This is a genomic window from Halocella sp. SP3-1 (assembly GCF_003953885.1).
In the GTDB taxonomy this organism is placed as follows: domain Bacteria; phylum Bacillota; class Halanaerobiia; order Halanaerobiales; family DTU029; genus Iocasia; species Iocasia fonsfrigidae.
In genome coordinates this window covers 3488404-3513854 of sequence record NZ_CP032760.1, presented here as the reverse complement: position 1 = coordinate 3513854, position 25451 = coordinate 3488404, and the positions used below count along the sequence as shown (strand labels likewise).

Annotated in this window: 36 protein-coding genes and 1 tRNA gene; 30 read left to right on the top strand and 7 right to left on the bottom strand. The window is 33.4% G+C overall.

The features are described 5' to 3' along the window. Positions 1 to 4 precede the first annotated feature (4 nt). The 8 genes from D7D81_RS16765 (at position 5) to D7D81_RS16735 (ending at position 4878) form a co-directional block, all read left to right on the top strand. On the top strand, positions 5 to 409 hold the full coding sequence (locus tag D7D81_RS16765) for a DUF5675 family protein (RefSeq protein WP_125991176.1): 405 nt from the start codon (positions 5 to 7) through the stop codon (positions 407 to 409). Between the two features lie 46 nt (positions 410 to 455). Beyond that, complete coding sequence (locus D7D81_RS16760; RefSeq protein ID WP_125991175.1) at positions 456 to 755, top strand: hypothetical protein; 300 nt, start codon at positions 456 to 458, stop codon at positions 753 to 755. After that, on the top strand, positions 755 to 910 hold the full coding sequence (locus D7D81_RS19650) for a hypothetical protein (protein WP_164522321.1): 156 nt from the start codon (positions 755 to 757) through the stop codon (positions 908 to 910). Before D7D81_RS16760 ends, D7D81_RS19650 begins: the two co-directional genes overlap by 1 nt. A gap of 118 nt (positions 911 to 1028) precedes the next feature. Beyond that, positions 1029 to 1997, top strand: a complete 969-nt coding sequence (locus D7D81_RS16755; protein WP_125991174.1) for a hypothetical protein — start codon at positions 1029 to 1031, stop codon at positions 1995 to 1997. Positions 1998 to 2227: 230 nt separating this feature from the next. Further along, on the top strand, positions 2228 to 2881 hold the full coding sequence (locus D7D81_RS16750; RefSeq protein ID WP_125991173.1) for a hypothetical protein: 654 nt from the start codon (positions 2228 to 2230) through the stop codon (positions 2879 to 2881). A gap of 116 nt (positions 2882 to 2997) precedes the next feature. Beyond that, positions 2998 to 3537 carry a hypothetical protein gene (locus D7D81_RS16745; protein WP_125991172.1) on the top strand — a complete coding sequence of 180 codons (540 nt, stop codon included), beginning with the start codon at positions 2998 to 3000 and terminating at the stop codon, positions 3535 to 3537. 5 nt (positions 3538 to 3542) lie between these two features. Further along, positions 3543 to 4124 carry a hypothetical protein gene (locus D7D81_RS16740; RefSeq protein ID WP_125991171.1) on the top strand — a complete coding sequence of 194 codons (582 nt, stop codon included), beginning with the start codon at positions 3543 to 3545 and terminating at the stop codon, positions 4122 to 4124. A gap of 115 nt (positions 4125 to 4239) precedes the next feature. After that, positions 4240 to 4878, top strand: coding sequence for a hypothetical protein (locus D7D81_RS16735; protein WP_125991170.1), 639 nt, complete (start codon positions 4240 to 4242; stop codon positions 4876 to 4878). 24 nt (positions 4879 to 4902) lie between these two features. Here D7D81_RS16735 and D7D81_RS16730 read toward each other — a convergent pair whose 3' ends face one another. Beyond that, on the bottom strand, positions 4903 to 5106 hold the full coding sequence (locus D7D81_RS16730) for a helix-turn-helix domain-containing protein (RefSeq protein ID WP_125991169.1): 204 nt from the start codon (positions 5104 to 5106) through the stop codon (positions 4903 to 4905). Continuing rightward, positions 5103 to 5306, bottom strand: coding sequence for a helix-turn-helix domain-containing protein (locus D7D81_RS16725; RefSeq protein ID WP_125991168.1), 204 nt, complete (start codon positions 5304 to 5306; stop codon positions 5103 to 5105). Before D7D81_RS16725 ends, D7D81_RS16730 begins: the two co-directional genes overlap by 4 nt. A 129-nt stretch (positions 5307 to 5435) precedes the next feature. On the opposite strand from D7D81_RS16725, the gene D7D81_RS16720 reads away from it, so the two are divergent. Beyond that, positions 5436 to 6452, top strand: a complete 1017-nt coding sequence (locus tag D7D81_RS16720) for a ParM/StbA family protein (protein WP_125991167.1) — start codon at positions 5436 to 5438, stop codon at positions 6450 to 6452. Then, on the top strand, positions 6442 to 6684 hold the full coding sequence (locus D7D81_RS16715) for a hypothetical protein (protein WP_125991166.1): 243 nt from the start codon (positions 6442 to 6444) through the stop codon (positions 6682 to 6684). The genes D7D81_RS16720 and D7D81_RS16715 overlap by 11 nt, the downstream gene beginning before the upstream one ends. Positions 6685 to 7035: 351 nt before the next feature. On the opposite strand, the gene D7D81_RS20330 is transcribed toward D7D81_RS16715, so the two are convergent. Further along, positions 7036 to 7389 carry a DUF3899 domain-containing protein gene (locus D7D81_RS20330; RefSeq protein ID WP_164522319.1) on the bottom strand — a complete coding sequence of 118 codons (354 nt, stop codon included), beginning with the start codon at positions 7387 to 7389 and terminating at the stop codon, positions 7036 to 7038. A gap of 239 nt (positions 7390 to 7628) precedes the next feature. Here D7D81_RS20330 and D7D81_RS16705 point away from each other — a divergent pair, with 239 nt between their 5' ends. The 9 genes from D7D81_RS16705 (at position 7629) to ku (ending at position 16186) form a co-directional block, all read left to right on the top strand. After that, positions 7629 to 9332 carry a peptide ABC transporter substrate-binding protein gene (locus D7D81_RS16705; RefSeq protein ID WP_205739260.1) on the top strand — a complete coding sequence of 568 codons (1704 nt, stop codon included), beginning with the start codon at positions 7629 to 7631 and terminating at the stop codon, positions 9330 to 9332. Between the two features lie 57 nt (positions 9333 to 9389). After that, positions 9390 to 10337, top strand: coding sequence for an ABC transporter permease (locus D7D81_RS16700; RefSeq protein WP_125991164.1), 948 nt, complete (start codon positions 9390 to 9392; stop codon positions 10335 to 10337). Beyond that, a complete protein-coding gene (locus tag D7D81_RS16695; protein WP_125991163.1) occupies positions 10337 to 11470 on the top strand; it encodes an ABC transporter permease in 1134 nt (377 codons plus the stop codon). Before D7D81_RS16700 ends, D7D81_RS16695 begins: the two co-directional genes overlap by 1 nt. Before the next feature lie 17 nt (positions 11471 to 11487). Further along, positions 11488 to 12534, top strand: coding sequence for an ABC transporter ATP-binding protein (locus tag D7D81_RS16690; RefSeq protein WP_125991162.1), 1047 nt, complete (start codon positions 11488 to 11490; stop codon positions 12532 to 12534). 3 nt (positions 12535 to 12537) lie between these two features. Then, positions 12538 to 13491 (top strand): ABC transporter ATP-binding protein, encoded by a 954-nt coding sequence (locus tag D7D81_RS16685; protein ID WP_125991161.1) that lies wholly within the window; start codon positions 12538 to 12540, stop codon positions 13489 to 13491. A gap of 371 nt (positions 13492 to 13862) precedes the next feature. Further along, a complete protein-coding gene (locus D7D81_RS16680; RefSeq protein WP_125991160.1) occupies positions 13863 to 14381 on the top strand; it encodes a DUF3231 family protein in 519 nt (172 codons plus the stop codon). 387 nt (positions 14382 to 14768) lie between these two features. Further along, complete coding sequence (locus tag D7D81_RS16675; protein WP_125991159.1) at positions 14769 to 14987, top strand: hypothetical protein; 219 nt, start codon at positions 14769 to 14771, stop codon at positions 14985 to 14987. Positions 14988 to 14999: 12 nt separating this feature from the next. Beyond that, positions 15000 to 15254: a DUF1540 domain-containing protein gene (locus tag D7D81_RS16670; protein WP_125991158.1), complete on the top strand. Its 255-nt coding sequence runs from the start codon at positions 15000 to 15002 to the stop codon at positions 15252 to 15254. A 113-nt stretch (positions 15255 to 15367) separates the two neighbouring features. Then, on the top strand, positions 15368 to 16186 hold the full coding sequence (gene ku / locus D7D81_RS16665) for a non-homologous end joining protein Ku (RefSeq protein ID WP_125991157.1): 819 nt from the start codon (positions 15368 to 15370) through the stop codon (positions 16184 to 16186). On the opposite strand, the gene ligD (D7D81_RS16660) is transcribed toward ku, so the two are convergent. The 3 genes from ligD (D7D81_RS16660) to D7D81_RS16650 are packed head-to-tail and all read right to left on the bottom strand — an operon-like array spanning position 16166 to position 18207. Then, a complete protein-coding gene (ligD, locus tag D7D81_RS16660) occupies positions 16166 to 17056 on the bottom strand; it encodes a non-homologous end-joining DNA ligase (RefSeq protein WP_125991156.1) in 891 nt (296 codons plus the stop codon). The two genes, ku and ligD (D7D81_RS16660), sit on opposite strands and share 21 nt — an antisense overlap. A 20-nt stretch (positions 17057 to 17076) precedes the next feature. After that, entirely contained in the window at positions 17077 to 17952 is an 876-nt protein-coding gene (gene ligD / locus D7D81_RS16655; protein WP_125991155.1) for a non-homologous end-joining DNA ligase, read from the bottom strand. A gap of 60 nt (positions 17953 to 18012) precedes the next feature. Then, on the bottom strand, positions 18013 to 18207 hold the full coding sequence (locus tag D7D81_RS16650; RefSeq protein WP_286169854.1) for a DUF1540 domain-containing protein: 195 nt from the start codon (positions 18205 to 18207) through the stop codon (positions 18013 to 18015). A 120-nt stretch (positions 18208 to 18327) separates the two neighbouring features. Between D7D81_RS16650 and D7D81_RS19645 the strand changes: the two genes are divergently transcribed. Beyond that, positions 18328 to 18483 carry a hypothetical protein gene (locus D7D81_RS19645; RefSeq protein WP_164522318.1) on the top strand — a complete coding sequence of 52 codons (156 nt, stop codon included), beginning with the start codon at positions 18328 to 18330 and terminating at the stop codon, positions 18481 to 18483. A gap of 90 nt (positions 18484 to 18573) precedes the next feature. Then, positions 18574 to 18649 (top strand) — tRNA-Thr (locus D7D81_RS16645). Between the two features lie 186 nt (positions 18650 to 18835). Here the strand turns inward: D7D81_RS16645 and D7D81_RS16640 are convergent. After that, positions 18836 to 19192, bottom strand: a complete 357-nt coding sequence (locus tag D7D81_RS16640) for a helix-turn-helix domain-containing protein (RefSeq protein ID WP_125991153.1) — start codon at positions 19190 to 19192, stop codon at positions 18836 to 18838. Positions 19193 to 19387: 195 nt separating this feature from the next. On the opposite strand from D7D81_RS16640, the gene D7D81_RS16635 reads away from it, so the two are divergent. The 9 genes from D7D81_RS16635 to D7D81_RS16595 all read left to right on the top strand — a co-directional run bounded on the left by D7D81_RS16635 (position 19388) and on the right by D7D81_RS16595 (position 25391). Further along, entirely contained in the window at positions 19388 to 19597 is a 210-nt protein-coding gene (locus D7D81_RS16635; protein ID WP_125991152.1) for an XRE family transcriptional regulator, read from the top strand. A 606-nt stretch (positions 19598 to 20203) separates the two neighbouring features. Next, positions 20204 to 20446, top strand: coding sequence for a hypothetical protein (locus tag D7D81_RS16630; RefSeq protein WP_205739259.1), 243 nt, complete (start codon positions 20204 to 20206; stop codon positions 20444 to 20446). Next, entirely contained in the window at positions 20443 to 20859 is a 417-nt protein-coding gene (locus D7D81_RS16625; RefSeq protein WP_125991150.1) for a DUF722 domain-containing protein, read from the top strand. Before D7D81_RS16630 ends, D7D81_RS16625 begins: the two co-directional genes overlap by 4 nt. A 226-nt stretch (positions 20860 to 21085) precedes the next feature. Further along, the gene (locus tag D7D81_RS16620; protein ID WP_125991149.1) at positions 21086 to 22414 is read left to right on the top strand and encodes a phage portal protein; all 1329 of its coding nucleotides are present in this window, start codon (positions 21086 to 21088) and stop codon (positions 22412 to 22414) included. Between the two features lie 167 nt (positions 22415 to 22581). Beyond that, positions 22582 to 23178: a phage scaffolding protein gene (locus D7D81_RS16615; RefSeq protein WP_164522317.1), complete on the top strand. Its 597-nt coding sequence runs from the start codon at positions 22582 to 22584 to the stop codon at positions 23176 to 23178. 111 nt (positions 23179 to 23289) lie between these two features. Continuing rightward, positions 23290 to 23730 (top strand): hypothetical protein, encoded by a 441-nt coding sequence (locus D7D81_RS16610; protein WP_125991147.1) that lies wholly within the window; start codon positions 23290 to 23292, stop codon positions 23728 to 23730. Positions 23731 to 23809: 79 nt separating this feature from the next. Further along, positions 23810 to 24346, top strand: a complete 537-nt coding sequence (locus D7D81_RS16605) for a hypothetical protein (RefSeq protein ID WP_125991146.1) — start codon at positions 23810 to 23812, stop codon at positions 24344 to 24346. Positions 24347 to 24420: 74 nt separating this feature from the next. Then, positions 24421 to 24960 (top strand): hypothetical protein, encoded by a 540-nt coding sequence (locus tag D7D81_RS16600; RefSeq protein ID WP_125991145.1) that lies wholly within the window; start codon positions 24421 to 24423, stop codon positions 24958 to 24960. Continuing rightward, positions 24930 to 25391: a hypothetical protein gene (locus tag D7D81_RS16595; RefSeq protein ID WP_164522316.1), complete on the top strand. Its 462-nt coding sequence runs from the start codon at positions 24930 to 24932 to the stop codon at positions 25389 to 25391. The genes D7D81_RS16600 and D7D81_RS16595 overlap by 31 nt, the downstream gene beginning before the upstream one ends. The last annotated feature ends 60 nt before the right edge of the window (positions 25392 to 25451 follow it).

Sequence of the window (25451 nt, the reverse complement as noted above, 5' to 3'; positions counted from 1 at the left end):
TAGCTTGATAACTATTATAATACAACGAAGAAACAAAAACAGTACATGCACAGCAGGAACATTCAAGGCCATTTCTAGCAAGAAAAAAGGAAAGGTAACGGGGTATACATTAGAGCCTCCTGACCTGGGAAATAAGCCTGATGTGAGTTGTATTCCGGCGGGTGAATACGAGGCATATATAAGGAAGAAAAAATCTAGCAAGTGGGGTTATGATGTTATTCAGTTGAAAAATGTTCCTGGAAGGTCAGCTATTCAAATGCATGCAGGCAATTACCCGAAAAACACGACAGGTTGTATCTTGGTTGGTTCGTTGCAGGGTAGAAATGCGGTTTGGAAAAGTAAGGACAAGCTGGCGGAGTTAATTGAGTTTTGCGGAGACGAGGATGTTAAGGTTGTTGTGAAGGATTAGAAAAATAATATAAGGAGAGGATATTATGGAAATATTAGAAACTATTGTGAAATGGGCGGTTAGTCTGGGAATAGGTACATTGATATTGGAAATATTCATTGTCGTAGGTCAGAAATTTTGGAAGAAAATTAATGCAAAAATTGAAGAGTCGCCAACCAAATGGGATGATTATGCACGAGATACTGTTATAGATGCACTTGTTAATGCAGGAGATTATCTCCCCGAAGGTAATGCTAAGGAACTGCTAGAAAAATTCATCTCAGAAGTAATCAATAATGACAGAATAACTGATACTGCATTAATCGAGAAAGCACAGCAGAAAATTGATGAACTAGAAAAAAAGTAATGTTGATAGCTGGATATAAGAAAATTCATGGAGAAGAACCAGAAAGTATTCCTATCTCGATATTTCAAAAACAGATTAACGAAAATACTTATATCCAGCTAGGATATGAAAAAGAGAAAAAGAGAACATTTCTCAATTTTGAGATGAAGTTTTAACTATGCCCCGGGCTTATGCCTGGGGGTTTTTTATTTTATGACTAGTTTTGTCGAATATGAAGGATTTATTAGTGTTATGACGAAAACATTATATGCAATAATACTTTGGAGGTTTCAAATGTTGAAATACATAAAAGAAAAAATAAAAAAAACTGATTTTTATAAGCTAATTGTTACCATCAGCCATGTAGCACAGATAATTATTTGTATTGTTGCTATTTTAGGTTATATCTATACTGTAAAACCAATGTATCAGAATCAGTTGTTAAATGAAACTTTATTACGCAAAGAATTAGAACTAGATTCTTTAGAAAAAGAAAAGAAAGAATTAAATAAACAAAAAATGGCTTTAGAACACTCAATTGACAAATATAAAAATGGAAAAAAGCAACTTCTTGTTGAACAGGAAAATTTAATTACAAAAAACAACGAATTGAATAATAATATAAAGCAAATGGAGTCGAAATTGTTAGATATTAAAGTTCAAAGAAAAGCTATTGCGCAAAATATACTATTTCAACAATTTTATATGAAAGTAGGAAATGAATCTATAACTTATTTAGATTTTGAAAATATCGATGAATTTACTGAAATAGTTGATTCAATGGATACTATTTATGATTTACTAGATGAGGGAAACGCTAATATCAATATAAAAAAATACTTAAAAGGTTCTTATAATGTCTTAAAAGATCAAATAGAAGACTTTAACCCAAAATTAGGTAAAAATATATCAAAAAATGATTTAGAAATATTTAAAAAGATGATAATAAATAAAATCGAAAATAACAAAGAGTATTTAATTAAGATGAATTATCATTTAGAAGATGATATTAAAATTGTAATTGATCAATATAACGAGGAGATAATTAAATTAAGTTTATGTCATGAACAAGAAATTAAAAAAATTAATGATAGATTAGACGGCGGAGAGATAAGTGAAAGTCGAAAACAAGTTATGCTATCGGATATAAAAAGTATAATAAGAAATAAAAAACGGGAAATACGGAATAAATATTATGATAAGCTATCTAAAATAGATGATAAAATAATAACGCCTATTGAGAGTATTGAAGAAATATTATAATAACATAATAGATGTAGAATTAATCTAACCCGGGGAAACCCGGGATTTTTTATTTTATGGAGAAATTTTATAATTTTTTTTGGACTAATTTCATAATTGTTGATATGACGGGGATTGTGAGGGGCGGTTTTTTCAAGAAATTTTATAAAAAGACTTGACATACACGCAAACGTGTAGTATAATATTATTAAAGAAACACGGAGACGTGTAAATTAAAGGAGAGGATAAACATGAAAATTATCAAAAGCCTTCAAACTCAAACTAAAAAAGGGACAAAAATAGAACTAAGTGTAGATGAATATAGAAATTTAAGAATTTCCATTGAAGGATTATTGAAAAACAAAGAAATCAGCAGAGATTTCGGAATTAAAGAAGACAAGATTGATTGTGGCATAGTTGAGGATGAACAAGGAAAATTTAGAGCTATCATACCGATTAATGAAGAAATGGCAGAGTTTATCGAATGGTTCGAGAACGAAAAAAGAGAATGGAGAGAAGCTCTTGTTGAAGTATTTGTGCCTGGCGACGGTGGGATGAAATTTGATAGCAGAAAATCTATCGAAGAAATTCTAGAGGAAAAGACTGGGTATATTGAGTATTTGAATACAAAATTCAAAGACGGAAAAAGTCATTTAGAAAGAGCATTGAGAAAACATTTAGAATGGGCAGAAGAAGAAAAACAAGAAAAAGAAGAAAGAAAACAAAGATTTGATGCTCATTTTAAAAAATGTTTAGAAAAGGCAAAGAGAACTGGGCAAAATGTTCAATTCGATAGATATACAGAGGCATGCAATGATGCTAGCGAAGAATATGACCTTGATATTATCGCGGCGTATGTCAAGCCAAACGGTGAGATATTTGAAAAAAGGTCTCATACATACTAGAAATTGGCCCGCCGGGAGCCTATCCCGGTAAAAAATACAAAGGAGGGAATATTATGTTAAACGGAGTCATGACAACAACTGAGGCAGGCAAGAGATGGGACAAAGATCCTTCAACATTGCGTAGAACGGTGTTAAAACTTCCTAAAAGTGAACATGGAAAATCAGGCAGAAACCATTTGGTCACTGAAAAAGGAATGCTGCAATTATATGGATACACAAAACCTTATATCTATAGTTTGATTCTTGATATGATCGAAGAAATGGGCGAAGAGGGCTTTGCAGAGAAGATAGTTGATCTAGCATATTCTAGCTGGACAGATAGTACTGATGGAGTTGTATTCTTCGACTACGAAACAAAGAAACTTGATTCAGCCCCAATGTCCAATGGAGATCATTTTGATGAAGACAACGCCTTTGTAGAACTCTACCGCCTGAAACAAAATTGGCTTGCTAGATCCACACCTAAAAAAGAGGATATATTGACTACTGAGGAACAGGCAGAACTCATTGAGAAGTATGAAGAACCGGATTACCTTGATGAAAAACAACTGGCAAGTATAGATATAGATTTGGGCGAACGAATGAAAAACTACCTTGTCTACCTATTGACAGACAAAGGTGGGATGGATGATATTCTAGAGAGATTGAAAGGGTGATATAGATGGAAATGTATATTCCCGGTCGTATTCTAGGAATTCTCTGGACTACAGCTAGCTGGAGTTCAACAGAAAATATTATCATCTTGACTAATTGCACGAAAGACATATTAGTTGAGGTAAGTAATTTTCTCATTGAATGCAAAATTAATTATACAATTTACAGGGCTTCTCCTGAAAAAAAGAGACCCGATTATGAATATGACTATTACAGAATGAAAATATCTAATCAGAAATTTATTGAACTGTTGCGAGAACAGTACAAATGGCGGGGACAGAGAGAGGGAAAACGATATTATCCCGCTATAGAGACTGAACAGCAGGAGATAGAGTTCTTGAAATACTACATAGCTGATCAGGGGACTTTGGACAAAATGAAGGTTTCCTGGGGGAAAGGTTGGATATATCGCTATAGAATATATTGTAGCCGGGATTTCATTGACCAACTCAATAGCAGAATATCTGCCATTTTGGGAGTCAAGGAAAACAAACCGCAGAACCATAGTCAATCTGATAGTACTAAGATACTATATTATCAGAGTCAGAAAGATGTCAATATTATATTAGATTTCATCAACCAGTCTTAACAGGCTGGTTATTTTTTACTTCAAAAAAATAATAATTTCTGAGCATTTTTGCCTATTTGTTGCAGGAAAATAGTCCTAAATGTTGAATTTTATACAAAAGGGAGAGTGATGTATTATGAAGAAAAAATTATTACTATTGTTTATTTTGATTTTTGTGTTTAGTGGAGTTGTTGCGGCCGACTCTGTAGGGATTCAATACGGCAATTTTTCTGTGAAAGACACTGATATTGACATGAATACCCTTATTTTAGAAGCTGATTGGACTTTTAGAAGTGGATTATACAATGAGCTTAGAGCTGGTTTTGGTAGTGATGATAATTATGATGCTACCATAATTGACTGGAGATTGTACAATCCAGTTAAGCAAGGGAAAAATGAATTTTATGTAGGAACCGGGATTAAGTATATATATCAAAAACAGGAAATATTGTGGTTTGATATAGATGCATCGGGGTATGCACTTCCGTTTTCTGCATTATTTAGATCAAAATTGACTCCAAAAACAATATTCAAGTTCAAAGCTGAACTTTTAGCGTTTGGCCAGTATTCTGCTGATTCTGATTTTGGCGGCGATCTCGATGGCGATTTTAATGGTTGGGGAATTGATATGAATATACAACAAGAATTAAGCGAGCAAGTTAATTTAGTATTAGGTTATGCTAATGATGATTACAGCTTTGATGGGGACGGAGAAATAAGTGACTTTGACGGAGGTTTTGATGGGTTTTATGCAGGTTGTAACATTTCATTTTAGATACATATAGCCCCTTAATTGGGGCTATTCTTCTATAAACTCAAATACTTCTTCGATATCCTTTCCTAGTGCCTGTGCTATAGCATAAGCATACTCTAGATATGTATTGTTATGCCTGTTGTTAACTATATCCCCCAAATGACTATATTTTATTCCAGTTTGCTTAGATAGCCATATTCTATTGTGTTCTTTAGTCAAATATCTTTTAGCATGACAAATTATTTTCATTCTTCAAACTCCCATACATCTGAAATTTTCATGTTTAAAGCCCTAGCTATTTTATATGCATTTTCTATATATACGTGCTTATATCTCATATCTATTATATCTATGACTTCCTCATAGCATATTCCTGTTTTATCGACCAGCCATTTTAGGCTTAACCCTCTATCTTTTAATATTTCCCTAACTTTACATTTAGCCTTCATAGTAACCCCCTTGATGATATTTATTATACTATTTTTATATTTTTTTCTCAAACTCCTTGAAAAATTTTCTATAATCTGAAATAATAACGTTAATACACTATTTAACAATAGTTAAACAGGAGGGGTAATATGCAAAATTTAAGTATTGACTATGGTCATAACAGTGTAAAGGGGGCGAGTGATAAGGAGAATATTATATTTCCATCTATTACATCAACGGACACAAAAGACATGGAAATAACAGAGTTTACAGACTATAAACCTGTCGATTTCATGAGAATTAAACATGATGGTAATGAATACTTTGTTGGTGATTTAGCGAGGAGACAATCAGACCTGTGTATTCAGCATGTCAATGATGATGACTTAACTACATATGAGACAAAATTATTGATTTTGACCGCAGCAGCTTATTTATCTAATGACAAAGAAATTAATATTGCTACAGACTTACCAGTATCACATCATTCAGAACTGAAAAATAAGGTTAAGCAAATGCTAATGTCGTATAATTATCCTGTAGTAATAGACTTTTACGACTGGATTAATCAAAGGTACAAAACAAAAGCCTTTTATATTAACCAGGTAGAAGTACAGCCACAAGGCTTTTATAGCTTAATGAACATATTATTAGATGACAACGGACAATTAATACCAGACAAGAAGGATATAGCTGTAGCACTTAATATAATAGTTGATATAGGTTATTACAGTACTGACATATTAGCCATTAATCAACTGGAGACAATCAAATTAAACAATGCAGTAGCAATACCCGGAATGGTATCAGCTTATAGGTTGTTACAGCAGATAATTTATGATGAATTTGGCATAAGAAAAGAATTACACAAAATAGAGCCTCATTTCCGTTTTAAGCGGGTTAAAATAGGGGGAAGGGCTTATGATATTACTAACGCAATCAATAACGTTATTTCACGTGTTACAGCCAAAATAACAGCAGAAATAAATAATATAATACCTTTCTGGGCAGAGGTAGACAATTGGCTATTTTGTGGTGGCGGTAGTATACCCTTATATAATGATTTAACCCAACATTACCAAAATATTAGAAGAATACCCGACCCTCAGATGTCTAATGCTATAGGCGGCCTGAAATGGGCAAGAAGGAAATTTAATGAAAAGTAAGGTGAAAGGGGTAAGGTTGAAAGGTTATCTGTTAGAGTGGGCTGAATCATTAGATAACGGAGATTTTTCTTATCATGTTAAGGAGGCATTGAGGCAATATTTGAAGGGAGATGAACAAAAGATAAATAATAATATTCATCTGGAGGGAGATAAAAATAACGAATTTACTTTTAAGCAAGTAGAAGCAGAAATAAATATTGATGATTTAGAAGACAAATTAAATAACTTTTAAAATAAAAATCCTGCTAAAATCCTGCTACATAACTTAAAAATGCAGGGATTTTATTAACATTTTTTAACAAGGAATAAAATAACAATGTTGATATATCAACGATTAAGGGTTATAGCAAACATGGGTAAACACCCTAACGTATAATTCAAAATCCAGTGGGCTTTATCGCCCGTGTGGGTTCGACCCCCACCTTCGGCACCATGATATGACAGGGATTAGAGCTAGTAGCTGATGACTAGCTCTTTTAATATTTTGGCTTAAAAGTGCCGAAAATGTGACATTTTTTTATATGCTTAAAAATCTATATTAACAACCTGGTCTATTTTCAGAAAATAGGTGGAGTAAATAAGTTTATTTTGAAATAAAGGCAAGAATTAATGATATTAGTATTAAAGGAATTGAAAACTTTAGAAAAATGGCATAAGACCATTGCTCTGAGTATTTTACAGCAAAAAATTCGTGCAATTTCATGCTGTTCTTATTTTCTTTATTATAATTATTTATCTTGTTCTGTTTCCTTTGGTATTGGTAATAAGTGATGATTTTAAAAAATCCTACATTGCGGATATAAATTATTAAAGCAATACAAAAATAAATAATGCCAGTAATAAAAAAAGCATTTGAGAGATTATATAAAAAAGAATGTTCACATAAAATTATATAAAAGCAGCTAAAAAGTATTGTTATGATGGCCAATACAATCACAAAAATTAAACCTCCTTTTTTACTTATATATTTATTATAGCAGTCAGACTACATTTTTACAATTTTGAGCTTGATTGTAAGTGTAAAATTGAATTTTTTGAAATCACTCGCTGCTTGATAAAATGTTGTTTTTGTGGTATCTTTATCCATAGGTATACTCCTTATCCTAATCCTATTATAAGGAGTTTTTCTATATAATTATAAAATGTTTTTTATTAACTTTAATGAGGAGGAGACTTATGTTTAGGGGATTCAGGAAAACATTAGTATTTTTTTTACCTGTAATGATGATTTTATTGATTACAGTTGGAAATGAAGTATATGGAGATGAAATAAAGGTATATCGGAGTGCCTCGACAAGTGTAGAAAGCTTTAACCCATATGCAGGGGTATCTTATGAAGCAAGAACTTTACAGGGTTATATTTATAGTTCTTTGCTGGGTATTGTTGCTGATGAAAAGGGTGAAAGAATTAAATTTGTGCCAGCCCAGGCCAGAGAACTGCCTACAACTGAAGATAATATTAGCTGGATAGTCAAATTGAGAAAAGACCTGCAGTGGACAGATGGAACAGCTATTACAGCAGATACTTATAAATACTCTTTAAAGATGTTACTTGATCCCAAACAGGCAAATTATGTTGCTTTTTTATTATTTGACAATATCCCGGTTGTTAATGCCAAAAGGTATTTTAAAAATGAAGTAGGTTGGGATGAAGTTGGAATTAAAGTTATAGATAAATATACCCTGAAATTCACCCTGGAAACTGCCATGCCTACAGTAGATGTATATAGTGTATTTACGTCGTTATTTCCAGTACACAAAGAACTGTATGAAGCAGGTATGAATGAGGATAGAACAGAGACAAGTTATGGGACAGACCTTGAATCAACCCCTTCCTGTGGGGCATATAGATTAACAAAATGGATCCGGGATCAATATAGGGAATTTGATAAAAATCAAAATAGTCCTTTAGCTGATATTTATAAAGTTGATAGAATTGGAAGTAGAGTGGTCTTGGAGTCTGCTACAAGACTGCAGATGTTTGAAAATAATGAACTAGATGGTGTATCAGTAAGTGGAAATAATTTTGATAGATATAGTGAAGACCCCAGATTAGTTTATTCTGAGGCTAATACGGTCTGGGGTTTTTATATTAATAGTGCCTCAAAAACCAATCCTATTTTGCAGAATAATGATTTTAGAAAGGCATTGTTTTATGGAATGAATAGGGATGCTATATCCAAAGGGGTATTTAAAACCTTTAAGTCTGCCCCATATTTTATTTCCACCATCTGTATGGTGGGCAGTATAGAGAGAGGACAGAAATACCGTGAGACATCAGCGGCCAGGAATTTGCTAGGTGAAGGAATTACTTATAAAGCAGACCTGGCTTTAGAGTATTTTGAAAAGGCTTATCAAGCCAATGGAAATAAAAAAATTACTATTGAAATATTCTATTTTGATGGGTCAGAGGGTTTTAAAAGATTAGCAGAGGTAGCACAACAGGAATATGAACAATTATTTGGGAGAGATAAATTTAAGATTAAACTAAGGGCCGTCCCAGCAACAGCTGCTTATGATGCCTATGAGCAGGGTGATTTTGATTTAGGTATAGGCGCCAGGAGTCAAAATCCACTTAACCCATGGTCCAGTATGAAAGTCTGGACCTCAGACTTCCCACAAAAAAACGATAGAATGTATGATGAAACCTTTGATGAGCTGTATGAAAGGACAACTACTGGAGATTTATTATTGGATGATCAGTTAAGACTGGATGCCTTAGTTGAAATGGAGAGGATTTTGCTTGATTATGTTCCCATGGTGCCAATCTTCCAGAATGATAATGCAGTGATATATCAGGATAGGATTAGACTGCATACTAAGGGAAGATATCTTCCTGAGGTGGGTTTTGCTATATTACAGTCAGAGATTATTGATTAATTGATTTTAAGATGTAGTTTAGTCAAGAAGGCTCATCAGTATAAAGGGGGTAGTTAAATGTTGAGATATATAGGACAGAGACTTGCTGCAATGGTAATTACACTTTTTGTAATTATTACTTTATCATTTATTATCCTTCATTCTATGCCAGGAAATATCTTTGATGACCCGATGCTGCCAGAAGATATCAGAGTAGCAATTCAAAATAAATATCATCTAAATGACCCCTTAATTGTTCAATATGGCCACTTTTTAAAGGATTTTATAGTCGGTGATTTTGGAACATCTATAAAAATTCAACCTAAAGTCCCTGTCTTTGAAATTCTAATGGAAAAGATTCCAATAACCTTACAGTTGAATATATTTTCATTAATACTTACGATTCCTACGGGTATTATATTGGGAATTATTGCTGCTCTGAAAAAAAATGAAATGTCTGACCATGTTATTTCAACTATGGTAATCTTCTTTATATCTGTACCATCATTTGTATTTGCTGCTTTATTACAATATTTAATTGGTTTTAAGTGGGGATTACTGCCGATAATGATGACTGCTGAAAGGGCATTAAGCTGGACCAAATTTGTTTCAATGATTCTACCCATTTTAGCCCTTTCTTTTGGAGGGATTGCAGTAATTACAAGATATATGCGTTCAGAACTATGTGAAGCCATAAATTCTGATTATATGCTACTGGCCAAAGTCAAGGGATTATCACAGGTACAGGCAACAGTAAGGCACGCTATCAGGAATTCTTTTATCCCTCTTGCTAATATAATTATACCTATGTTTTTTTCAATTTTAGGTGGAGCGATGGTTATTGAGAATATTTTCGGGATACCTGGAACAGGGAGTTTAATGGTTAGATCGATTAATGCCAATGACCACCCTCTGACTATTGCCATAACTTTTTTTTATTCCCTAATTAGTCTGCTTGCAATCCTGGTTGTAGACCTTTCTTATGGAATTATTGATCCCCGTATTCGTATCGGGGGTGGGAAATAATGAAACCGGATGAAACTATTAAGCTGGACAGGGAAGATTTTGAATTTGTACAATTAAATCAGCAGATTAGAGATGAAAAATTTCAGGGGGAAGCAATAGGATTTTTTAAAGATGCTATGATCCGTTTTACCAGGAATAAAGCAGCAATTGTAGCTGCCTGTATAATTATTGTAATAATTATTCTGGCTATATTTGGCCCATTGATGAATCCATATACCTATAGAGAACAAAATCTGCAGGCTACTTTGTTACCACCACGTATACCATTACTGGAGAAGATAGGAATATTTGATGGTACCAGGGTTAAAAATATAAGAAAAAGCAGTTTAGAAGGTAGATATCAGGGTTCAGTTAAAGAGATAATTGATGAATATGAACTTGATTATCATGGGCGAAAAATTGAGATGCTTAAAGTTAAGGTAGATATATATAAATTTAAAAATATGAGTAATCAATATTTCTGGTTTGGTACAGATTCTATAGGTCGTGATTTATGGACACGGCTTTGGAGAGGGTCTCGAATTTCCCTGATTATAGCTACCCTGGCTGTTTTAGTTAATGTTTTTATTGGAATTATTTATGGAGCAATTTCAGGGTATTATGGTGGTAAAGTAGATATGTATATGCAGAGGGTAATAGAAATTTTGGCTGGAATTCCCAGTCTGGTATTAATCATTCTATTTATAATCTATATAGGACCCGGCATAATTCCACTGGCAATGGCGATGGTCTTGACCGGATGGATTGGTATGAGCCGTATGATTAGGGCACAATTTTACAAATATAAGGGACAGGAATATGTTTTAGCTTCCAGAACAATGGGGGCTAAAGATAGGAAGTTAATATTTAGACATATTTTACCTAATGCGATTGGACCAACAATAACCCAGGCGACTCTGGCAATTCCTGGGGCTATTTTTACCGAATCTTTTCTGGCTTATTTAGGACTAGGACTTCAGGCACCAGAGCCTTCTATAGGTGTTTTGCTTGCCGAAGGGCAGAGACAGTTACTTAATTATCCCCATTTAACTCTATTTCCTGCTGTCTTAATCTCAGTATTGATGCTGTCATTTAATTTATTTGGTAATGGATTAAGGGATGCCTTTGATCCAACATTAAGGGGCTTTGAATAAAAGTGGAGGGTAATGATATGATAAATAATGCAAAAGTCTTGGAAGTTAAGGATCTATATATTACCTTCAATACCTATGCAGGGAAAGTGCATGCTGTTAGAGGGGTTAGTTTTGATCTATATAAGGGTAAGACTCTGGCTATTGTGGGTGAATCTGGTTCAGGGAAATCAGTAGCCAATAAAGCGATAATGGGAATATTGCCTCAAAATGCTAATATAGAGGATGGAAAAATAATTTATGACAAACGGGAGTTATTTAAATTTTCTGATGCCGAATATTCTGATATTAGGGGACAGGAAATTTCTATGATCTTTCAGGACCCTATGTCTTCATTAGACCCTGTAATGAAGATAGGCAAACAAATTACAGAAGCACTGCTGGTAAAGCATAAAGTAAAAAGGGCTGAGGCCAAAACAAAAGCTATCGAAATGATGGCTGCAGTGGGTATTCCAGAGCCGGAAAAAAGATATAATCAATATCCGTTTCAGTTTTCAGGTGGGATGAGACAAAGGATTGTTATTGCAATTGCTTTGATATGTAATCCTAAGCTATTAATATGTGATGAACCGACGACTGCGCTGGATGTCACAATACAGGCCCAGATTTTAGATTTAATTAAAAAAATTCAGGAGGAACGTGAACTGTCAGTAATATTCATTACACATGATTTAGGTGTAGTTGCCAGTGTGGCAGACCGTGTTGCTGTTATGTATGCAGGTAAAATTGTTGAATATGGAACTGTAGATGAAATTTTTTATAATTCTAAACATCCATATACCTGGGGTTTGCTGGCCTCAATGCCAGATTTAGATACAGATAATTCTGATGAGCTGCTAATCATACCGGGAACTCCACCAAATATGCTTTATCCTCCCCAAGGAGATGCTTTTGCAGCCAGGAATAGGTATGCAATGAAAATAGACTTTGAAGAGGAACCACCAATGTTTAAAATTAGTGACACACACTATGCTGCTACCTGGTTACAGCACCCTGCTGCGCCTGAAATAGAAATGCCTGGTATCTTGAAAAAACGTATTAAAAAGCAATCGGAAGGGTGGTGGTAAATCATGGTACAATCTAATGAATCACCATTGCTTGAGGTCAACAACTTAAAAAAGTATTTTGTTAGCGGATATGGAAAAAATAAAATAAAAATAAAAGCAGTGGATAATATCAGTTTTGTTATTAAGAAAGGTGAAATCTTTGGTTTAGTGGGAGAATCTGGTTGTGGAAAAACTACAACAGGGCGTTCCATCATTAAATTATATGAGCCTACAGGTGGAGAGATTTATTTTAAGGGTAAGTTAATTTCCAAAAAATTAAGTAAAACAGAGCGCAAAGAGGTAACAAGAGGTATTCAAATGATTTTCCAGGACCCCATTTCTTCATTAAATCCCAGAATGACTGTCAAGGAGATTATTGGGGAAGGTATTAAGATTAATAAACTATCTAGTAATGAAGAAGAAATGATGGAAATGATCTATGAAATGCTTGAAATGGTAGGCTTAACAAGGGATCATGCTACAAGATATCCTCATGAATTTTCAGGAGGACAGAGGCAGCGGATTGGAATTGCCAGGGCTTTAATTGCAAAACCAGAGCTGGTTATTGCAGATGAGCCCATTTCTGCCTTAGATGTATCAATTCAGGCTCAGGTTTTAAATTTATTAAATAGATTAAAGAAAAGATTGGGTTTAACAATTTTATTTATTGCTCATGATCTATCTGTGGTAAAATATCTTTCAGATAAAATTGGAGTTATGTACTATGGAAAGATAGTCGAATTAGCAGCTGCTGATGATTTGTACAAAAATCCTCTGCATCCATATACTAGATCATTACTTTCTACAATTCCACTACCTGACCCCAGGTTTGAAAGAAATAGAAAACGAATTTATTATGATCTGAATATTCATGATTATAGTGTTGAAAAGCCTGAATTAATAGAGATAAAACCAGGTCATTTTGTGTCTGCTTCTAAATCAGAAATAGAGAATTATAAAAAAGAACTTGAGAAATAATTAAACCTTGATAAATATAGAGGCCAGCTAAATTATACTATATACAAGGCCAAAGGGAAGTTATAAATTTTCAAATAAAAGAAAGAATATTTATATAAAAACAATATATTGTTTAACTACTTATAGGGCATAGAATACATGGGTCATTGAATTATTTTACCCCAGGATCTTAATGTCCGAGAAAAAATTGTCCTAAAAAGAGTGTTAATCCAATTTATTACCCTATTTAATAACATATATATGATAGACTCTTTTTTTTGATTTTATAGTCGAACAAATGTTTTATGGTAACTTAAATAGTTTATAATTAATGCATAGAATTAGCTATCAAGTAAATTATAATAAAATAAGCAACAGGAGGTATTACAAATATGTCTTTTATAGATAAAATACTAAAAAATAAACAAAATAATAATAAAAATAAAGCACTTCATCACGGAGAAATATTTGAGCTCTGGGCTCATCTTGTTAGCAGGTATGATGTATTGAAAAAGACTCAAATATTGTTTAGCTATGCCCATGATCCTGACTTTAAAATGATAATAAGCGAAGGGTTAGATATTTTAGAGTCTCAAATTGATGAATTAGAGGATATATTTAAAGAATATTCAATTCCCCTACCAGATAGGCCTCCAGCTGATGTAACATCTTCGTCCTCCAGTAATCCTTTATGGTCAGACCAGATGATTTACAGGGAAATATTAAATGGAATGAGCCAATTTCTGGATACCCATGTTAGGACATTTAAATTTTTATGGAATGATGAGTTAAGACCAGTAATTGTCAGGTTTCTAAAAAAAGAAGTGGATTTATATGATGATTTAATGAAATATGGCAAATTGAAAGGATGGTTGAATATGCCTCCTAAACCTGAGAACAGTAGTAACTGATGTTAAGTTAAAAATATATAAAGCCGCCTACTAGGCGGCATTAAGAGGGAAAACAATAATACAAAGGGGTATTTCTCTTTTCTGAAATAATAATAACATATTAAGATTAAAATTCTATTGGAATAAGATTAGAATTACATTAAAAATTATATTGGTAAAAAAGAGCCCCATTAATGGACTATTAATAGGGCAAAACAGGATTTATCTATATCTTACCTAATAAATATTATAACAGTGTTGCTTTACAGGAATATTAAGATATTGTTAACTAATTGTTAAAGTTTGTGTTATTAATTACCACGATAAAAACAAAATATAATTGTATTATGTGTGCTAAGATGGTAATAGTAATTAATGAACTAATAAAACTTATAGGGGTGATTAATAATGGATATGACAGAAGAGGCTATTACCCATGCACTTGCCAGTGAAATATTTAGTAAATTAAAAGATGCTGAGTATGGTGAAATACCTTATAGGGGTCATCGGGTTTTATTTGAAGCCGGGAAACGACGTGAAAATAATGAACCGAGGGAAGCTACTGTTGAAGTAGTAGATCAGGAGGGTTACCGGGTAGAATTATATAATATGGAATTTAATAATTAGAAGGAGGAGAAAATGCAGCAAAAATTACATGTTCACTGTACGATTAATAATTGCCAGTGGTGGTCAGAACCCAATCTTTGTATTGCGGATAAGATACTAATTGTCAGTGATGAAGATGCCCAGAATTTATCCAGTGAAATGGATGTAGAGCAGACTAATCAAATAGTAAGCCAAAGAGGTCTTACATCAATAAATGAGTGTTATGAGTGTTGTTGCAAAACATTTGTTCCCCGTGATAAATATCAGAGAGGAGAAGGAGGATTTTAATAGCTTATGCCGCAGTTATAATTATAGCTGCGGCATAACTGGTATGAATACTTTGTTTTAGATTAGTTTTATCTTAATTGGAAGGGAATATAATACACAAAAGGGATGGTAAAATGAGGACAATCTGGAAGGGTGCGATTAGTTTTGGCTTGGTTAATGTTCCAATACGTTTATCGACAGCCACAAATAAAAATAATATAAGGTTTAGACTCCTTCATAATAAATGTAAAACCCCGGTTAATACAGTGCGGTATTGTACAAAATGTGATGAAGAAGTACCCTACCAGGACCTGGTCAAGGGTTATGAATATGAAGATAATAAGTTTGTTGTACTCAGGGATGAAGACTTTGATAATATTCCTGTTAAATCGACTAAGACAATAGATATTATAGATTTTGTTAAATTAGAAGAAATAGATCCGATATATTATATTAAGACATATTATTTAGCCCCAGCAGAGGGTGGTGAAAAGCCTTATCTGCTCTTGAAAAAGGCTATGGCAAACACCCGGAAAGTAGCTATCAGTAAAATAACTGTCAGAAATAAAGAAAGTTTGGCTGTAATTAGGGTTATGGATGATTTGCTTGTGATGGAAACGATGTATTTTGCAGATGAGGTTAAAACAGTTGATGACCTGACTATAAAAACAATGGAAGATAAGATTAAGATAAGTGATAAAGAAGAGGAACTGGCGGTAGAAATTGTAAATAATCTTACTGCAGAATTCGAACCAGAAAAATACGATGATGAATATAGACAAGAGTTACTTGATATTATAAGGACAAAAATAGAAGGTAAAGAGGTAGAGATTCATGAAACTGCCCCTGTGGAAAGTAAAGTACTTGATCTGATGGATAAATTAAAAGCCAGTGTTGAGGCAAGTGAAAGGAAAGAAAAAGAGAAAAAAGAGTCAAAGCAAATAACTGGGTAGACTTTGTTTGATTTGCAGAATATCTGACCAGAGGTCTCCTTTTTTTCCCAATCTATTAGCAATATTGGCCAGTGTAAATTGTTCTGGGCTGAGCCCAGGGGTTAGTTCATCCCAGTTAAGTGGTGTAGAGATAGTAGCATTTGCTGTGGGACGGATAGAGTAGGGTACAGGGAGTGTTTTACCTCTACCGTTTTGCCTATAATCTATATATACCTTTCCATCCCGTTTCTTTTTACGCCATTCAATGGTAGCTAAACCGGGTTTTACTCTTATAACCATCTCTGCGATAGATTTCAGAAAAATTTTGCTAGCAGTAAACTTATAGCCGGTTTTGATTGGAACATAGATATGAAGTCCAGATTTACCGGATGTCTTAAGAAAAGCAATGAGTTTCATTTCATCTATTATTTTTTTAATGACTAAGGCAATATCGATTACATCTTTAAACCTTGATCTATCCCCCGGGTCTAAGTCAAAAACAGCAAAGCTTGGTTCATCAGGTTTATTAATAGTGGAGAACCAGCTGTGTAATTCAATTGAGGCGCGATTAGCTACCCAGACTAAATCAGCCAGTTTATTAACAGTTATCCAGTTGATGGCTTCTTTTCTATGTCTAGAGTAAATACCATAGGTACTCAACCAGTGCGGAGCATAGTCAGGTGCATTTTTTTGAAAGAATGATTTTCCGTTAATTCCATCAGGATAGGATTTAAGTGACAAGGGGCGTTGAGCCAGGAAGTCTTGAATAAGGGGATATATATCTATATAGTAATTAATAAGGTCTCCCTTAGTATAACCCTGTTTAGGCCAGAGAACTTTATCTAAATTGCTGAGTTGAACCTTAAAGTTGTTAATGCTTATTGTACTCATAATAGCTCCTTTTTTACAGATTAAAACAAAATTCGAACAACATAGCCGTGGCGAAAGGTATTATGCCGGGTTAGTTCAGTATATCGAATCCGGCACTTAAGATGCGGTTTTACCCATATTATATCAGGAAAATCTTTGTTGCTTACTAATTGTTCTGTATGAAGTGAAGGTAAAAACCTAAAGAGGGCTTCTTTTTCGTTTTCCTGAAGGGCTAGTTTAACTTTACCTAGAATATTTAACTTATCTTTGTCTAACTCACCTACAAGCAGGGCAGTATTATTCCTTGAATAACCGACAATTAGAACATCGGTGTATTGCCAGATCTTTATCTTATACCAGAATCTACTTCTTTTAAATTCATAGGGTGAGTTTTTTTCTTTGGCAACTATTCCTTCAAGTTGATTATCCTGGGCAAATTTAAACATCTTTTCGCCGTCTGTATCTATATATGGAGTAACAATTAATAATCTGCTTTCTTTTTTTATAATTTCAGCCAGCTTTTTTTTTCTTTCCAATAGTGGTAAGTGATAGACATCTTCATTATTATTAGCAAGCAGATCCCAGACAATCAGGGAGATAGACTCTTTTTTATCTGGTTTAATAGTAGATAATCTACCCTGTAGTTTTTTAAAATCTGGTTTACCTTCTTTATTAAGCCAGCATATTTCTCCATCTAGAACAGCATTATTGGTTTTTATCAGGTCGGATATATCTTTTAATTCAGGGAATTTATAAGTAAAGTATTTTTTGTTTCTACTCTGCAGGGTTACTTTTCCCTGCTTAATATAGGCTAGACAGCGGTAACCATCCCATTTTAACTCAAAGATATAGTCTCTGGAATTAAAGGGTTTTTCTCTTGTGTAAAGTAGCATAGGGTTAAGTGGTGGCTTTAACATAATGATAACCTCACAGAAAAAAAGCGGGAAAAGTTATTCCCGCCGTTTGTAAGAGGGTACTTATTTCTTATCTTTTGCCGGCCTAAAGGTAGCACATTTTGTCTGATTTGACATCGAGGGGTCGGCCCCCATAGCACCTGCCTCCATGTCAGTGTTACCAAAGAAGTTCTTCTGGACTTCAATGGCATCAGCACCACAGATATCTCCTGTATCCCAGTAAGAACAATTATCTACATTACATTTAATACTAGGCAAAAGCAGTCACCTCCTATAGTTATTTTCCCACACAGGTGTCTTATTATTCGCCTAATTTATGTTTAACGGTTTATTTGCTGGTTATAATAATAGTAAGCATAACTATTATTAGGGGGAATTATGGTGAAATTATGTTCATTATGTAGTAGAATCAGATCAATCAGGGTTAAACAAGAACTAGATTATTACGAGGATTTATGTGCTGAATGCAGAAAAAAGGAATTATTACTGCGTCAGGTTAAAGGAGTGAAAAAAGAGAGGCTAAAGCTGGTATAAGAAGAAAAAAGTGATTGACATATAGGAAAGTGATTTTATATAATAGGAGTGGAGTTGAACTTGATTTAATTCTTGTTAATAATAAGTCAGGCCGGTGTAGCTCAATTGGTAGAGCAGCTGAATCGTAATCAGCAGGTTGCGGGTTCAAGTCCCATCACCGGCTCCAAATTTAATAGTTGGTATATTAAGAGATTACAGGCTGTTTTAAAATTGGTCTGTAATTTTTTGTTTTGGGGAATGTGCCAAATATGGGCCCGAAAAAACATTAGTGTAATTAAAGAACAACAAATACATTTTTAGTGAAAAAATTAACTTTCCTCATTAGTGATTTTTTTCAAGAATTTTACAAAAATTACATTACCTGCTCGTTTATATCCCCTTTTGTAGCAGTTTGTTCTAATTCTAGCTCTAATCGTCCTATATATGCCAGTTGTCTCTCTTTAGGTAATTTTCTGTACATTTTAATTAAGTTTTTTTCTCTTGATGTTAACTCAATTTTTTCTAAATCATTAATACGATTATTAAGTTCTTCAACAGTTATACCTAATCCTTGACATATTTTAATTACATTGTCTACAGAGGCATTACCTATTCCTCTGCTTAACATTGAATGAAATGTAGTATAAGGTATGTCAATTTTCTTTGAAAATTCCTTAAGATTCATTCCTTTTTTTTTGACTAATTTTTTAATTTTTTCCGATCTTTCCATTTTTAAAAAACCTCCATTAATTAGTAAAATACGCAAAAACGTTTTCTATATACTATAATACTATATTTCGTAAAAAAAGTAAAGAATAAAATACGAAATTACAAATTTTTTAGGGTAAAAAGCCTTGACGCAATATGATAACGAGTATATAATAATTATATAATACGCAATAACGTATTAAAAAGGGGCGATATCATGTATAAAAATTTGGAAGCTGAAATGACCAGAAACGGAATACTAAAAAAAGACATTGCTAAATGCTTAGGTGTTAGAGATGCTATTGTATTAGATAAGATGAATGGTAAGTCCACTTTCACTCTTGATGAAGCATTGAAAATTAAAAATACTTATTTTTCTGGTATGATTATTGAATATTTGTTTAAAAAACACGAAAAGGAGGCATAAATTGTAAAATAATAGACTGATATTAGCTGGCAGAGAACTTATAACTTCCAATTAATTGAAGATTTAATTATTATGCAGGCTTAATATATGAAAGCTATGTGAGAGAAGGTTGACAAGATAGTAGGAGATAACAACTGTAAAAGATTAATGGCAGAAATTAAAGAAGATTGATGCAAATATGTTAATCGAGTATTTTCATTTATCGGACAAGCTGCCAGATTATGAAGGATTTGAAAAGAAAGGAACAACTAAGATAACTGGATACTATACAAATTCATAGAACAAAGTAATGGTACTCCAGGATTTGTAAAAGGGTTGGCTCAGTAATATGACTGACTTATGGAAGGATTATGAGAAAAACAGGACCGGTAAAAAAAGAAAATAGCTAATAGAGATTCAGCTGAAAAAATAACTGATGAGGAAAAAGAAAGATATTATGAGAAAAAAGGATACGATAAGGAGAGTGGTGATTAATGATTATTAAAAAAAGTGGCTTTTATTGAAAGATGGTATGACTGCTAAATCTTAGATGTAGTAATTCTGTTTTATTTATGTCGGATAGTTTGAAAAAGATATTGATTAGAGGTGACAGTAATGAATCTCAAAATGGCCAAAGAAATATGTGATAGACAAGGGTTAATAATACACATTATGGTTTTAGTGATATGTCCACATTGTGATAATAAGACATTGCTTCTTGATGTAAGTAATGACAATGCCTATTGCTATCATTGCCAGAAGAATTATAAGTCTATCGGGGAAGTCTTAATCTTGGAAAACGAAAGGTGGAGAAGAAAACATGCTAAGACGGTTAAGGAGATGGAGGCCCGGAAAGGAGTGGTACAGTGAGTCAAATAGAAGCAGCAATTTATAAATTTGTTGAACATGAATTATATGATTATAAATATATGAGAAAAGACTTAAAAGAACTTAAAGATGATATTGCATTTGGTATTATTGGTAATACTACTTATGATAATTTTAGCACTACAGAGAAATATTCAGAAGGCTCCGGAACAGAAAACGCCGGAATAAAATTAATGAGCAATAAAGTTGCTACTAGACTACTAAGAACTCTTGAGGCAATAGATAGAGCAGTAAGCCGGCTTGATGAGGAAAAAGGTAAATTATTCAATTTGAAATATATGCAGCGAAAACACTGGAAAACAATAACTTTAGAAATAGGTATTAGTCGAGCGACATTTTTCAGATGGCAGGATGAAATAGTAGAAGCTACAGCCAAAGAAATGGGTCTAATTTAAAATTGAGACTAATTTGAGATTATTTAAGGGACAATCTGTGTTATTATGTTATTGTGAAAGGATATCAAAATTCACCCCCCCTTTTATTTCTCCCTAAGCAATTAACCGGCTTAGGGAGTTTTATTTTGAGTAATTATACTACTTGTAGATAGTATAGGGCGTATAGTTATTATATTAATTATTAGCTCTGGGTTATGGGGGGGAAATATTTAATTGAGGTGAAGTTATGAATTATATTACTACAGATATAGCAGACAAAAAGATAAAAGGAAATAGAACAGTCACCACAGAGGATATTATCAAAGAGCTAATTGATGAGCATAGCCGCAGTTCTGAAAAACGTATGATGGAAGAAGGTGTTGCCTATTTTAAAAATAGGCCAGATATACTTAATAGAAAAATATACTACTATAATGAAAAAGGTGTCAAAAAAGAAGATGATACAGCAGCTAATAATAAACTCCCTCATAACTGGCATAAACTATTGGTCAGGCAAAAGATGGACTATATGGTAGGCAAGCCTATGGTATTCAGCGATAGAGAAGTGACAGAAGATGAAAAAGGTGAACAAGTATCACCTAATGGGGAATTACTAAAACATATCAATAAGCTATTAGGTGAGGACTGGGATGATACGGTGAACGAGCTAGTTAAAGGAGCCGCTAATAAGGGTGTAGAATGGTTGCACATCTACATAGATGAAAACGGTGATTTCCGCTATATGGTAGTAGATGCCAGGCAAATAATAGGTATCTGGGAGGCTAGTAGACAGCAGAGATTACAGGCCCTTATTCACTATTACACTGTCTATATAAATGGAGATGAACGGATAAGAGCTGAATATTGGACTCCGGAAGATGTAAGCTATTTTGTCACTGATGATAGCGGTATATTTATGGTTGATACTATTGAGAATTCTGCCGGTGATAATGTAGCTGTTCACCCACAAGGACACTTTTATGTTGTGAAAGAGTTCGATGGGGTAGAGGAAGAAAGGTGGTCTAAGGGATGGGGCAGAATACCGTTTATTCCGTTCAAAAATAATGAAGAAATGCTACCTGACCTTAACGACTATAAGCAATTAGTAGATGATTATAATAAGGTTAGAAGCGACCTATCCAATAACCTAGAAGATATACAAGATACTGTGATAGTAATTAAAAATTACATAGGTGCAAATGCAGGACCAGGACCGGCCGAGAACAACCTTAGGTACCATAAATTAGTTGATAGTATGGATAAGTTAGAAATTAATACACCTATTAAAACGCAAGAAAGTCATATTAAACAGCTTATAGAAGATATCTATAAATTTGCTATGGGAGTTAATATAGATACAGATAGATTCGGTGACTTATCCAGTGGAGTAGTATTGAAATTCCTGTATTCAGTATTAGATCTCAAATGTGATACAACAAAGAGAAAATTCATCAAAGCAATCAAAAAAGAATTATTCTGGTTCATCAAGCAATATCTAATTATGACTAAGCAAATGGCAGAAAAAGACATTAATACTGATGATATAGATGTAACTTTCAATAGTATTATTTTGTAACCCTGTGATATAAGACGGCAGCAATATGCCTTATATATACTTACTAAAGCTGGCCTTTTTTGGTATTTGCAGGCCCTAAAGAACAGAGACTGTAGCTGAGAGCGGACCAGCCTAAAACGCTAATCAGAAATCGAAAGGATGATGATTATATGGATTTAAAAAACATCTTGGGCAAAGAGTTATTGGAAAAGGTTAAGGCAAAGTTAGCTGAACAAGAGGAAGAAATAAAATTATTAGTCAATGATGGTAGTTATTTACCGAGAACAAAACTAAACGCTAAAAATGCTGAAATAGAATTATTACAAAATCAATTAAGAACTAAAGATGAGGAGATCAACGATTATAAAAACAAAATTAAAGACTTCAACATTCAATTAGAAAGCTGGCAGAAAGCAAGACAGGCTACAGGGGAATTACAGAATAGAATTAAAGAATTACAGACGGCTAATAAGCTAATTGAAGAAGATTTGAAGTCTAAATATGTAGCAAAAGAACAGAAAATTAAAAGCGAGCTAATTCGCACTAAAAAACAGGCAGCATTGCAGGTAGCATTAAAGGATACTAGATATCCCGACTTACTGTTAGGAAAAGTTGACTATGAACAGATAAGTATTGATGATCAAGGCAATTTAACAGGCTTGGAGAATGTTGTGTCGGGATTGAAAGAAAATTATCCAGCTTTATTTGCTATAACAAGAATTAAAGGCAAAGGACTTAAACCAACTAAAGATAATGTACCTGGCAAGTATTTTACTATGGAATAAATCAAGGGAAGGAGTTAATGAGCATTGAGAAGAAGTGCAAAAAGTATTAGCAATTAGGAGTGGTATAATGGCAATAGACAATCCAATATGGAAAAAATTGCAGGTGGTTAAATGAACAAAGACTTATTACTTACAGCTGTATTATTAAGAATAGTTAATGATAAAGATACAGGAGAAAAAGACCTGGGGGAGTTGTTAGGTGCAATCAAGGCTGTTAAAGGGCCCCAACGATCCGATAGCATGGATAATCCCTGTATAACTATCAATGCTCCATCTATACAGCAGAACGCAGCTTATAAGACAATTAATGGCACATTATTAATCAATGTATTTGCTGATAACTACAACAGCGGTAATGCTAATGTGGAGTTATTAACATCAGTTGCAGCAAGGATAGAGTATTTGTTTGATGATAAACCATTAACTATTGAAGGATATAACAATTACAATCTGTTTGTAGAGGAAACTATGGGGCCGTTATTTGAGCCTGATTATCAGAATGAGCATTACATGAGTATGAGAATTAAGTTTAATCTTGTACCAAGCAAGTAATTTGAGGCCTGTACTGTCGTGATGATAGTGCTTCTGTCTCTTGTTTTTTATATCAAAAATTAATTGGGAGAGTGATAATATGGGTGCTACAATGCAAGATTTAGATTTTAGTAAAATAAACTTAGGACCGTGTAAGGTTACATTTGGTGGTGTTGAATTAGGTAGGACAGAAGGGGATACTAAATTTATCTTTACTACCGAATATACGACCGGCTCCACAGAAGAAGATGGAGAAATAATGGATATCGTAATTAACCATACAGGGGAACTTGAAATACCTCTAGTCTATACTAACCCTAAAAGTATAGCTGTAACTATGCCGTGGGCTAGATTGACAGAGAATACCACTAGTGGGGAAGCAAAGTTAGAAGTAGGTTCTGCTATTGGTACAGTTATGAACGACTATGCAGATAAATTAATTATTCACCCCTTAGCCAAAGATGATGATGACTTATCTGCTGATATAACACTAGGTTCTGCTTATCCACTGCCACAGACATTAGAGTTGACACACAGCAGAGAAGGTAAGCGGATGAATAATACTAACTTTAAGGCACAGAAAGATGCTGACGGTAATTACTTTACTATTGGTGACCCATCTTTAACTAGTGCATAAAAATAGCCCCTATATGGGGCTTGCCTAGTTTTTAAAATGGGCTATCAAAATCTATCCTATTGGAGGTTGATTAAATGGCATTTTTAAATATTAACAAGAATGAAAATAAAAATTTAACTAAGTCTAAAATAGTCAAAGTGACTTTTGTTAAGGAGCTGGATAATGTTGATATATCTAATGTCAGGGGTGAGATAAAAGAAGAGACACATAAGGTATTAATTAAGAAAGCACCATTAGGTAAGTGGTATGAATTATCGTTATTGTTAGAAAAATTCTTTGATTTATTTAAAGAGTTTTTAAAAGAACAAGGTGTAGAAGACACAAATAATTTCTTTGAAAATTTAACAGTAAAAGAATTAATAGATATATTCCCTGAATTTGTATCTGGAATATATAAATTTGCTATAGACGAAATAATTGAATTTATAGCAATAGGAACAGGATTAGAAGAGGGGTTTATACGTGATAATTTAGATGCTGAGGAAACTTTTGAAATTGTAAAAGCCATTATTGAAGTTAATGGATTAATAAAGGTAGGTCAAGAAGTAAAAAACTTGATAACACTTCCCCAACCAATACAGAAATGGATGGAGAGGAATTTTTCAGAGAAATAGTACTAAAGTTAGTTGATATAAAAGGTATGAGTAAGAGGGAAGTATTAGAACAAATATATCCAGATGAATTAAAAACTATCTTTAAACAATATGCCCAGCAGCAACAGTTAAAAGAGATCAAACGCTATGAAGCTTATCTCTGGAATATGCGTGCAGTTGCAGCAGGAATGGGTGGAGAAAGCAAAAGTGGAGAATCATTGTATGAAATATATTCAAAAGAGCTAATCAATACCATCAAAAAGATATCTGATGTAGAAGCAGAAAGCAAAGACAGTAATTTTGATGTTAATGCAGCTTATTATGAATATGAGAGATTGAAGAATAAGGATAGTCTTAGTACAGAGGAAGAACAAAGGATAAATGAACTTAAACAGCAGTTGGACGAGCATATAAATAGTGAAATTAACAAGTTAAAAAGCATACAACAGTAATAATATAGTTCAGCTTGAAGAAAGTTATAACCTCTCTTTTGATTTTTTTGTTATATTCCT